10 protein-coding genes are annotated in these 10,939 nt (G+C 71.5%); 2 read left to right on the top strand and 8 right to left on the bottom strand.

The features are described 5' to 3' along the window. Together D7X99_RS39940 and D7X99_RS39945 are read left to right on the top strand one after the other, a co-directional pair. The coding region (locus D7X99_RS39940; RefSeq protein WP_368667838.1) for a DUF6311 domain-containing protein at positions 1-1,675 on the top strand (1,675 nt) is incomplete at its 5' end. A gap of 110 nt (positions 1,676-1,785) precedes the next feature. Continuing rightward, on the top strand, positions 1,786-2,553 hold the full coding sequence (locus D7X99_RS39945; protein WP_158627149.1) for a VOC family protein: 768 nt from the start codon (positions 1,786-1,788) through the stop codon (positions 2,551-2,553). 3 nt (positions 2,554-2,556) lie between these two features. Here D7X99_RS39945 and larC read toward each other — a convergent pair whose 3' ends face one another. The 8 genes from larC to thiL form a co-directional block, all read right to left on the bottom strand. Beyond that, positions 2,557-3,723 carry a nickel pincer cofactor biosynthesis protein LarC gene (larC, locus tag D7X99_RS39950; protein WP_121782326.1) on the bottom strand — a complete coding sequence of 389 codons (1,167 nt, stop codon included), beginning with the start codon at positions 3,721-3,723 and terminating at the stop codon, positions 2,557-2,559. 6 nt (positions 3,724-3,729) lie between these two features. After that, positions 3,730-4,482: a nickel pincer cofactor biosynthesis protein LarB gene (gene larB / locus D7X99_RS39955; protein WP_121782327.1), complete on the bottom strand. Its 753-nt coding sequence runs from the start codon at positions 4,480-4,482 to the stop codon at positions 3,730-3,732. Between the two features lie 44 nt (positions 4,483-4,526). Then, a complete protein-coding gene (locus tag D7X99_RS39960) occupies positions 4,527-5,117 on the bottom strand; it encodes a chemotaxis protein CheC (protein WP_121754736.1) in 591 nt (196 codons plus the stop codon). Further along, positions 5,114-7,504, bottom strand: a complete 2,391-nt coding sequence (locus D7X99_RS39965) for a chemotaxis protein CheA (RefSeq protein WP_121782328.1) — start codon at positions 7,502-7,504, stop codon at positions 5,114-5,116. The genes D7X99_RS39960 and D7X99_RS39965 overlap by 4 nt, the downstream gene beginning before the upstream one ends. Before the next feature lie 68 nt (positions 7,505-7,572). Further along, positions 7,573-7,941, bottom strand: a complete 369-nt coding sequence (locus tag D7X99_RS39970) for a response regulator (RefSeq protein ID WP_014400067.1) — start codon at positions 7,939-7,941, stop codon at positions 7,573-7,575. A 71-nt stretch (positions 7,942-8,012) separates the two neighbouring features. Next, entirely contained in the window at positions 8,013-8,435 is a 423-nt protein-coding gene (locus tag D7X99_RS39975; RefSeq protein WP_120578197.1) for a chemotaxis protein CheW, read from the bottom strand. A 48-nt stretch (positions 8,436-8,483) separates the two neighbouring features. After that, positions 8,484-9,845, bottom strand: a complete 1,362-nt coding sequence (locus D7X99_RS39980; protein WP_121782329.1) for a methyl-accepting chemotaxis protein — start codon at positions 9,843-9,845, stop codon at positions 8,484-8,486. Between the two features lie 64 nt (positions 9,846-9,909). Next, the gene (gene thiL, locus D7X99_RS39985) at positions 9,910-10,872 is read right to left on the bottom strand and encodes a thiamine-phosphate kinase (protein WP_121782330.1); all 963 of its coding nucleotides are present in this window, start codon (positions 10,870-10,872) and stop codon (positions 9,910-9,912) included. Between the last annotated feature and the right edge of the window lie 67 nt (positions 10,873-10,939).

The raw sequence follows: 10,939 nt of genomic DNA on the forward strand, positions 1-10,939 counted from the left end.
CCCCCCGCCCTCCGCGTCCACCTCCCACCGGGCCCTCGTCGTGGCGCGAGCGCTGGCGGTGCTCGGCGGGCTGGGCTGGTTCCTGTGGCTGGGCGGCGGGCCGGTGCTGCCGCCCACGCGCATCGACTGGATGATGCGCGAGGACTGGGCCGCGCACATCTTCGGCTGGCTCTTCTTCCGCAACACGGACTGGACGCTGCCCCTGGGCGCGGCGCCCAACCACTTCTACCCGTACGGCTCGTCGGTGGCGCTCACGGACGGCAACCCGTGGCTGGCGCTGCTCTTCAAGCCCCTGTCGCCGCTGTTGCCCGTGGACTTCCAGTACACCGGGCCGTGGCTGGCCCTGTGCTACGCGCTGATGGGGTACTTCGGCGCGAGGCTGGTGGAGACGGTGTCTCCGCGTCCGGTGCCCATGGTGCTGGGCGGCACGCTGCTGGCGCTGTCGCCGGTGATGGCGGCGCGCTTCGGCCACCCCACGCTGTGCGCGCACTGGCTGCTGCTGGCCCTGTTGTGGCTCAACCTGCGGGACATCCCGGACGCGCGCACCGCGACGCGGAGCCTGGGCCTCGCGGCCCTCTTCAACGCCATCGCGTCAGGCACCCACCCGTACTGGGTGGGCATGTTGATGCCGCTGACGCTGGCGCTCGGGGTGCGGCTCGCCTGGAGCCGGAAACTCGGCCCCGCGCGCGTCGCGGCGCTGTGCGGGGGCATCGCCGCGCTGGACGTGGGGCTGTTCGCCCTCTTCGGATACTTCGGCGGCGGCGGGCTGGGCGCGGAGGGCTTCGGGGAGTTCTCCGCGGACCTGGCCACGCTGGTGAACCCCATGGGTTGGGGGCGCCTGTTGCCGGACCTGCCCGCCGCGCCCCGGCAGGGCGAGGGCTTCGGCTACCTGGGCGCGGGAGCGCTGCTGCTCGTCGTCGTGGCTTGCGTGAGCCTGTTCGCGCGCATGCGGGAGGCGCGCACGTTGGATTGGCGCCGGGTGCTGCCCGCGGCGGTGGTGGTGCTGCTCATGGCCGTCTACGCGCTGTCGTCGCGCGTGACGTGGCTGGGCCAGCCGGTGGCGGACCTGGGCTCGCTGTACGCGCCGCTGGTGAAGGCGACGAACGCGTTCCGCGCGTCCGGCCGCTTCGTCTGGCCGCTGCACTACCTGCTCGTCGTCGGCGCGGTGCTGCTGGTGGCGCGCCTGTGGCGAGGCGTGCCCGCCGTGACCGTGGCCGCGCTGACGGTGGCGCTGGCGCTCCAGGCGTACGACGTGCGCGAGGACAAGAGCGCCCTCTTCAAGCCCGTGCGCTTCCACCGCCTGACCTCCGCGGACTGGGACGCGTTGAAGGGCCCCTACCAACACCTGGCCCTCTTCCCGCCGCATGTGCAGTGGGTGTGCCGCTATGACGAACCGCTGGTGAACGCGCTGGCGTATCAGGCGTACCGGCTGAAGCTGACGTTCAACAGCGGCTACGCGTCGCGCACGCCGGAGGCACTGGCGGCGGAGTGCCGCGCGCGACTGCCCTCGGGCGGCCTGGACGCGAGCACCGCGTACGTGGTGCTGCCGCAGCACGTGCGCCCCTTCCTCGATGCGGGCGCGCGCTGCGGCGTCGTGGAGGACCTGCCGGTGTGCGTGGCGGGCGGCAACACGGATGCGTTCGCGCAGGGGCTCGCGCGTCAGCCTCTTCACTGACGCAAAGCAGCACTGAAAATCCTTTCAGTCCTCTTCTGATCCGCTGTTACCTTGCAGGTAGCCCCGGCTTCTCGCCGGCGGCGCACGTGAGGGGAGCGACGATGCCTGCGATGACGAAGCACGCTGCGGGGACGGTGTCCTGGGTGGACCTGGCGGCCTGGGACCTGGAGAAGGCCCAGGACTTCTATGGGGCGCTGTTCGGCTGGACGTTCGACCCCAGCTCCAAGGAGAACGGCGACTACACGATGGCCCGCAAGAACGGCCAGCACGTGGCGGCGATGATGCCGCGTCCCAGCGACGCGCCGTTCCCGCCGGCGTGGAACACCTACTTCGCCGTGGAGAGCGTGGACCGCTCCGTCGCCCGTCTGAAGGAGCTGGGCGGCAAGGTGATGATGGAGCCCATGGACGTCATGGAGGCGGGGCGCATGGCCTTCTGTACGGACAACACCGGCGCGGCCTTCGGCTTCTGGCAGCCGAACCTGTTCAACGGTGCGGGCCTGGTGAACGAGCCCGGCGCCATGGCCTGGCACGAGGCCAAGTCGCGCGATGGCGCGAAGGCCGTGGCCTTCTACAAGGACCTCTTCGGCATGACGGCGGACAAGATGCCGGACGACCGGATGCAGTACTGGGTCCTGAAGAAGGACGGCGGTGAGACGGCCGGCCTGATGCAGCTCGACGACAGGACGCCCGCCGAGGTGCCGGCCCACTGGATGACCACCTTCGCCGTGGCCAACACCGACGAGGCCGCGGCCACCGTCACCGCCAAGGGCGGCAAGGTCATCATGCAGCCGTTCGATTCACCCTACGGCCGCATCGCCATCGTCGCCGACCCCGGCGGCGCGGCCTTCGGCGTCATCACCCTGGCGCGGCCGGCGTAATCGTTACGGCGTGAGGGCCGCCATCGCGGCGGCCATCACCTGCTTCACCGGCACGCCCGCGGCCCGGGCCAGCCGGACGCAGTCGTCGAACTCCGGGTGCGCGTTGAGCACCCGGCCGTCCCGCAGGCCGCGCTTCACGCGGACCCTGCCCCAGGGCGTGTCCACCTCCACGAAGTCGCGCTCCAGCGCGTGGCGCTCCACCCGGTGGTAGCGCACGCCCAGCGACGTGGATTCACGCAACAGCACGTCCACCACCGCCTCGCGCAGGCCGCCCTCCACCAGCGAGCCCAAGAGGTGCGCCGGCCGGCCCTTCTTCATCACCACCGGGGCCACCCACGCGTCCTTCGCACCCACCTCCAACAGCCGCTCCACCAGGTGCGCCAGCAACTGCGGCGTGGCGTCATCCAGGTTCGCCTCCACCACCCACAGCCCTTCAGTGGCCTGCGTCTCCACGCGGCCCAGCGACGCGCGCAGCACGTTGGGCCGGTCGCGGAAGTCCTTCGTCCCCACGCCGTAGCCCACCTTCTCCACGATGAAGTCCGGCGGGTGGCCAATCTTCGTCAGCACCTTGAGCAGCGCGGCGCCCGTGGGCGTCGTCAGCTCGCCCACGCCCTCGAAGCGCACGGGCACGTCCCGCAGGAGCTCCAGCGTCGCGGGCACGGGGATGGGCATCTGGCCGTGCGCCACGCGGATGGTGCCGCTGCCCAGGGGCGGCGGCGCGGCGTGCACCTCCGGGTCGCCCAGCATCTCCAGCACCACGGCGGCGCCGCAGATGTCCACGATGGAGTCCACCGCGCCCACTTCATGGAAGTGGATGGCGTCGATGGACACGCCGTGCACCTTCGCCTCGGCCTCGCCGATGGCGCGGAACACCGCCAGGGCCCGCGCCTTCGCGCGCTCCGGCAGCGTGGGCGCGGCTTCAATCAGCTGGCGGATGTCCGCGTAGGCGCGGTGCGGGTGCGCCTCCTTCGCGTCCAGCACCACGTCCAGGTGCGTGCCGCTGATGGCGTGGCGCACCGCGCGCGACACCGCCAGCTTCCAGCCCGGCACGTTGAGGCCGGACAGCGCCTGCGCAATCGCGTCCGGCGACACGCCCAGGTCGATGCCCGCCGCCAGGAACATGTCCCCGGCGATGCCGCCCACGGGCTCCAGGTAGAGGATGCGCCGCATGGCCTGTCAGCTCCGTCCCTTGGTGCGGGAGATGAGCGCCGCGTAGAAGCCGCCGCCAAACCCGTTGTCGATGTTCATCGTGGCCACGTTGGAAGCGCACGAGTTCACCATCGAGAGCAGCGCGGAGATGCCCCCGAGGTTCGCGCCGTAGCCCACCGACGTGGGCACCGCCACCACCGGGATGCCCACCAGGCCTCCCAGCGCGCTCGCCAGCGCCCCCTCCATGCCCGCCACCGCCACGGCGACGTGGCACTCCTGAATCTCTTCACGACGGCGCAGGAGCCGGTGGATGCCCGCCACGCCCACGTCGTAGACGCGCCGCACTTCCGCGCCCATGGCCTCCGCCGTGAGCGCGGCCTCCTCCGCCACGGGGATGTCGCTGGTGCCGCCCGTCACAATCGCGACGCGGCCCGCCTTCACCTTGCGCTGGGGCAGGTGGAAGATGCGCGCCACCGGGTGGTACTGGCCCTTGGGGAAGCGCGCCACCAGGGCCTCCGCCTTGTCCGGCTGCAGCCGCGTCACCAGCACCGTCTGCTTGCGCTCCACCAGCGCGCCGACGATGCCCAGCACCTGCTCCACCGTCTTGGGCTCGCCCAGCACCACCTCCGGGAAGCCGAACCGCAGGTTGCGGTGCGTGTCCACCGTCGCGTAGCCCAGCTCCGCGTACGGCAGGTCCTTCAGCTTGCCCACCGCGTCGTCCAGGGTGACCTTGCCCGTCTTCACCTGGCCCAGCAGGGCCCTGAGCGCCTTCTCGTCCATGGGCGAGCGGTCTACCCCAGCCGCCCCCGCGCCTCCAGGCGGACCTAGAGGCCCAGCCGGGACAGCAGCGCCTGGGCGCTCCCGCGCTCCAGCACCAGCAGCATCTGTCCGCCCAGCGGCGTGGGCCCCGAAGCCGAGAAGCGCGCCGCCAGCACCACGCCGGGCCCTGGCTCCACGTCGCCCAGCACGCCCGCCAGCACCGGCCGCACCGGCCCGCGCTGGAGCTGGGGCACGGAGGGCAACAGCCGCCAGCCCGTCAGCCGCCCGATGGCGGACAGGCACGCGCTGGCGAGGATGTTCGCGGCCTCGGCCAGGGCGCTCTCGCGCTCCTCGGGGGACGCGGGGTGGCCTCGCACCAGCGCGGACTCCAGCGCCTCCGCGTCCACGGACGGCAGCGCCAGCACCAGCGAGCCACGCAGCTCGCCCGTCATTCCCAGGCGCACGGCGACGGCGGGGGCGTCGTCCGCGAAGAGCGCGGGGCCCTGGGTGGCGTCCGTGACGCGCACCTCGGGGATGGACAGGTCCACGCGGCCACCCACCAGCCGGGCCAGGGCGTTGGCGCCGTGTCCACAGCCGATGTTGGCCACCTCGCGCAGGGCGTCGAGCTGCGCGTCACTGGGCAGGGGGGGGCTCACGCGGTCAGTAACCTCGGGACGTCCAGGATGAACACGGGACGACCGCTGCCCAGGATGGTCACGCCGGACAGTCCCGGCAGCAAGTCCAGGGGACGGGACAAGGGTTTGAGAACGACTTCCTCCTGCCCCAGGAGGCGATCCACCGCCAGCGCCACCTTGCCGGTGCCGGCGTCTCCTTCCATCACCACGAAGGGCCGGTAGCCGGGCATGGGGGACGCGGGCACACCCAGGAGCGTCTCCAGGGCGTGCACCGGCAGCAGACCATTGCCGTGAGGCAGGAGCGCCGTCTCACGGCTGCGGCTCAGGGACTCTGGATCCGCCTCCGTGGCGCCCACCACCTTGGCGATGGGCAGGCCGAACACTTCCTCGCCCACTTCGACGAGGAGCAGGTGCACCACGGCGACGGTGAGCGGCAGGCGCAGCGTGAAGGTCGTGCCCCGGCCGCGTTCGCTGTCGATTTCGAGCGTGCCGCCCACGCTCTCCACCACGCGCTTCACCGCGTCCATGCCCACGCCGCGGCCGGAGATGTCGGTGATGTCCTTGGCGGTGGAGACGCCCGGCAGGCACGACAGGAGGAACGCGTCGCGGTCCGCCATGCGATGGGCGGCGTCCTCGGTGATGAGCCCGCGCTTGAGCGCGGAGGCCTTGAGCTTCGCCGGGTCCATGCCCCGGCCGTCGTCCTCGATGTCGATGATGACGCGGTCGCGCGCGCGGCGCACGGTGACGGTGACTCGGCCGCGCGCGGACTTCTTCGCGGCCGCCCGCTCCTCCGGGGACTCCAGGCCGTGGTCGATGCAGTTGCGCAAGAGGTGCAGCAGCGGGTCGGCCAGCTCGTCGAGGATGGCGCGGTCGAGCTCGATTTCGGCGCCGGTGATGACCAACTCCACCTCGCGCTCCTTGCGGCGGGCCAGGTCGCGCGCGGCGCGGGGCAGCCGGTCGGTGATGAGCGACAGCGGCGTCATGCGCGCGCTCATGACCTTGTCGTGCAGGTCCTTCACCAGCGTGTGCAGCCGGTAGACGCCCTCCTCCAGCGCGGGGCGCGTGTTCTCCGGCAGCACCTTGCCCACTTCGCGCAGGCGCGCGGTGGCGAGCATCAGCTCACCCACCGTGTCGAGGAAGTAGTCGAGCAGCTCCGTGCGCACGCGCACCGTGCGGGAGCCCGCGTCCGCGGTGGCGCGCGCCGGGTCCGACGCGGGCGCGGCCACGGGGAGCACGGGCGGCTCTGGGACGGCCGGAGCGACGGAGACGACCTCCACCTCCGCCACGTTGCGCAGGGCCGCCTGGATGCCGGCGTCGCCCACGCCGGTCTCCACGTCCACCTGGATGTAGCCGTCGGGGATGCGGCCGGCCTTGAGCTCCTCCAGAGGGGGGCGCAGGTCCACCAGCGTGCCCAGGGAGGACAGCCGCTTGTGCACGAGGAACGCGCGCACGCCGGGCACCTGACAGGTAGGCGAGATGCGCAGGCGCACCGACCAGCGGGGCGCGCCGGCCTTGCCGTCCACGCCGCTGGCGGCGGCCTTGAGCCCCGAGGCCAGCGCCACCACGGAGGCGGAAGGGTCGTTCTCCGGCAACACCGTCAGGGACCGCGCGGCCGGGGCACCGTAGAGGGCCTCCGGACCGCTCAGGTCGCGAGGCGGCATCAACGTGGCCGGCGGCATCACCGCCAGGGCGGAGGGCGGCGCCGCGCTGGAAACGCCCGGACCGACTGTCCCCGAGGCCGCGTCACCGCCGGACGCTCCCGAACCGGAGGTCCCCGGGGTCGAAGGCCCGGCCCCGCTCGACGCGGAGGTTCCCGAGGCCGAAGTCGCGGAGTCAGAGGCACCGGCCGCGCCGCCTGGAGTCCCCGAACCCGACGCGGGCCCGGCGGAGCCACCCGGCGTCCCCGAACCCGACGCACCCGCAGGGCCCTCGCCACCTCCCGAGCCCTCCCCGTCATCTCCGGACGGGGTCGCGGGCTTGAGCACGGTGACGTCGGCCACGCGGGTCGCGGCGGGAGCGTGGCCGGTGAGCGATTGCACGCGGGTGCTCAACTGTTTGAGCAACCCTTCGGCCTGCTCCGGTTCGCGGTTGGACGCGACGGCGCGCACCTGGGCCGTGAGCGTGTCCGCGGCGCTCAGGAGCAGGTCCACCAGGTCCCGGTCCAGGAGCTTGCGGTCCTGCCGCACCGCGTCCACCAGGTCCTCCACCCGGTGCGCCAGCATCGCGATGGGCTCGAAGCCCATGGACGACGCCATGCCCTTCACCGAGTGGGCGTGCCGGAACATCGAGTCCACGGTGCTGGCGGTGGCCTCGCGCTCCAGCGCCACGAGGTCCCGTCCGAGCGCCTCCAGGTGCTCGGTGGCCTCCGAGATGAAGAGGCCCAGATACCGGGACATGTCCATCGTCATGACCCGGCACCTCCTTCACAGGCGGAAGGGGCCGCGACCCGGGCGGGAGCGGTCCCTTGCGCGCCGATTCAGGCCTCGCCCAGCACCTTCTTCACGACCGCCAGCACGTCCTCCGCCCGGAACGGCTTGACGATGAAGTCCGAGGCACCCGCCTCGATGGCCTCCATCACCAGGCTCTCCTGTCCGAGCGCCGAGCACATGATGACGACCGCGCTGCTGTCGGCCTTGATGATTTCCCGCGTGGCTTCAATGCCGCTCTTGAAGGGCATCACGATGTCCATCGTCGTGAGGTCCGGCTTCAACTCCTTGAACTTCTCCACGGCCTCCAGGCCGTTGGCCGCCTCACCGACGACCTCGAACCCTCCAGACGCAAAGATGTCCTTGATCATGTTGCGCATGAAGATGGCGTCGTCGACGACCAGCACCCGCTTAGCCATGTGAAGAACTCCGCCTCCGTTTCAGGCCTAGAGGGAGCGCACCCTATCACCGGCCGTTTCCGGGGGGCTACTCACTTGGAGGGAGTGAACAAGGCAACGACCGCCGCATCAAGTCCTTCCGGATCCAGCACGGTCACTCCCAGACCGCCCAGGCGGGCAACGCCGCGAACCGCGGGCATGGCCTTGCCCGGCGCGGCGCTGACGCGCTCCACCGCTTCGATGCCGTCCACGTCCGTCACAAGGAGGCCCAAATCCCTGCGACCCCGGTCCAGTAGCACGACACGGCACAGGGGCGTGGGACCTTCTGGCAGGTGGAGCAGCTGGCGCAGCTCCACCACCGTCACCACCCGGCCGCGCAGGTTCATCACCCCGGTGATGGCGGCCGGGGCCCGCGGTACACGGGTGTAGCGCTCCGGGGGGACCACGACCTCCCGGACGGCCGACAAGGGCAACCCGTAGCGTTCCTTCTCGACCCGGAAGATGACGTGCCGCACGGTGAAGGCCCTTGTGCCGCAAGGCGGCGACAGGCGGGGGACGGGGGCTCAGGGCCCCAGGCGGAAGCTGCGCACCACGCTCTGCAGCTCCACGGAGAGGTTGGTCAGCTCGCTCGCCAGCGACGTCATCCTCGACACCGCGGCCGTCTGCTCCTGGATGACGGCCTGGATGGCCTCCGTGGAGCTGGCGTTGTTCTTCGCCACGAGCTTGATCTCCTCGATGGCCTTCACCATCTCCTCGCTGCCCTTCATCTGGTCGCGGGTGCTGTCGGAGATGAGCGTCACCTTCTCCGCTCCCTTGCGGGCGGTGTCGGTGATGGCCCCCATGGAGCGCATGATGTCGGTGAGGTCCTCACGGCCCTCGGCCAGCTCCGCGATGCCTTCCTTCATGGCGCTCACGACGGAGGTGGACTGGCCGGAGATGTCGCGCGCCAGGCGGGAAATCTGCTCCGCGGAGCGGCCGGCGCTCTCCGCCAGCTTGCGCACTTCATCCGCCACCACCGCGAAGCCGCGGCCGTACTCGCCCGCGCGCGCCGCTTCGATGGTGGCGTTGAGGGCCAGGAGGTTCGTCTGCTGCGCCACCTGGGTGATGGCGTCGACGATCTTCGAAATCTCCTGCGTCTTCTCGCCGAAGGCGAACACCTGCTGGCTGGCGGACTCGATGCGGTTGAAGACCTTCTTCACCTTGTCGCCCGCGAGCCGCGCCGCCTTGGAGCCGTCCTCCGCGCTGCTGCTGGTCTCCGCGGACGTGCGGGCCGCGTCCAGGGCGCTGGCCGCCGTGCGCTGGATGCTGCCGGCCATCTCCGTGATGACCTTGGAGGCCTGCGACACCAGCTGCGACTGGGTCTCCGCGCCGCTGGCGATCTTCTCCATCGACGAGCCCACTTCCTCCGTGGACCCGTTGACGTTCTCCGCGCTGCGCTGAAGGTCGATGGCGGTGTCCGCCACGCTCTTGGCGGTGTCCTGAATCTTGCCCACCAGCTCGCGCAGGTTCTCCTGCATGCGGGAGATGGCGCCCGTCAGCTCGTCGATTTCGTCGCGGGTGCTGTGCACCTCCGCGGCCACGGGCTTGGACAAATCACCCTGCGAAATCTCGAAGGCGGAGCGGCTGAGCACCTTCACGCGGGTGACGCGCGCCAGCAGCGACGGCAGGACCGCGGCGCCGCCAAAGGTGATGAGCACGCCCACGCCCACCCGGATGATGAAGCTCCAGCTGCCCCAGGACGGGTCGAAGAGGCTCTCCGTGCAGAGCAGCCACGTGCCCAGCAGGATGTAGCCGGTGGTGATCTTCCGGTGCAGGGACTGCTCGCGAACCGCCTTGGGGCCATCGACGGCGCGCAGCAGTCGCTGCACCGGCTCGCGTCGGGGGGTGAGGCCAGAGGAGGGGTCGTCGCGAAGGGGGCGGCGCACGGGGTGCTTTCAGCGGGAGGGGCGGAAAACAGCCCAGGGGTTTAGCCTTGCTGTCTGGTACGGGTCAATCATCCGGCCGGATCTGCCTGCTTGACCGGGCGAAGTGATCGAATCCCGCCGGAGGGGTCAGAAGATGCCCCCCCGCGTCTCGAATTCGCAACGTCTGCTCCTGGGTGAGCACTCCCATGCGCGTCACCTTTTGCCCGGCGCGGGCGCACGCACGCTCGAACGCCTGCATGCGCGAAGGTGGGACGGCGAGTAGCAGTTCGTAGTCCTCCCCTCCCCGCAGGGCACCCTCCGGCCCCAGCGCCGCGCGCACGGCGGGCGACAGGGGCAGCCGGTCCAGCTCCAGTTCCACGCCCACCCGGGACGCGGCGCACAGGTGGCCCAGGTCCTGCGCCAGTCCATCCGACACGTCCATCCCGGCGGAGGCGAAGCGCGCGGCCAGCTTCCCCAGGGCGATGCGGGGTTCGGGGCGGCGCTGGCGCTTCACGGCCGCGCCGCGCAGGACGCCGGCCTGGAGGTGCTGGAGTCCCAGGCGCGCGTCGCCCAGCGTTCCGGAGACATAGAGGAGGTCGCCGGGCCGGGCGCCCGAGCGGGTGATGGGCGCGTGGGACAGCTCCCCGGTGACGGTGAGGGTGACGGACACCTCACGCGCGGAGGTGAAGTTGCCGCCCACGAGCATGATGCGGTGGGCCTTAGCGAGCGCGGCCATGCCCCGGCCCATGGCGGACACTTCGCGGGCAGGGAAATCCCGGGGCAGCGCGAGCGCGCAGACGAACCAGCTCGGCGTGGCGCCCATGGCGGCCAGGTCCGACAGGTTCACCGCGAGCGCCTTGTGGCCGATGTCCGCGGCGGAGAACGTCGCGCGGGTGAAGTGCACGTCCTCCACCACGGCGTCGGTGGTGACGCACAGCGCGCCCTTGGACGGGGCGAGCACGGCGCAGTCGTCCCCCGGGCCCACCGGCACCCGCGCGCGCGGGAAGCAGGCGAGGAAGCGTTGGATGAGGTCGAACTCGCCGGGCATGGCGGCACTGAAGACCACGCTCGCGCCGGGGGACGCAATGACGACCCGCGAACGGGCGGGCGGGATG

It is taken from the genome of Corallococcus sp. AB032C, from assembly GCF_003668935.1.
Lineage (GTDB): Bacteria > Myxococcota > Myxococcia > Myxococcales > Myxococcaceae > Corallococcus > Corallococcus exiguus.

Bases quoted from the DNA above. Each gene is read 5' to 3' on its own strand.
- thiL (WP_121782330.1), bottom strand. From the start codon at position 10,872: ATGCCCGGCGAGTTCGACCTCATCCAACGCTTCCTCGCCTGCTTCCCG.
- larB (WP_121782327.1), bottom strand. From the start codon at position 4,482: ATGGACGAGAAGGCGCTCAGGGCCCTGCTGGGCCAGGTGAAGACGGGC.
- D7X99_RS39970 (WP_014400067.1), bottom strand. From the start codon at position 7,941: ATGGCTAAGCGGGTGCTGGTCGTCGACGACGCCATCTTCATGCGCAAC.
- D7X99_RS39945 (WP_158627149.1), top strand. From the start codon at position 1,786: ATGACGAAGCACGCTGCGGGGACGGTGTCCTGGGTGGACCTGGCGGCC.
- larC (WP_121782326.1), bottom strand. From the start codon at position 3,723: ATGCGGCGCATCCTCTACCTGGAGCCCGTGGGCGGCATCGCCGGGGAC.
- D7X99_RS39965 (WP_121782328.1), bottom strand. From the start codon at position 7,504: ATGACGATGGACATGTCCCGGTATCTGGGCCTCTTCATCTCGGAGGCC.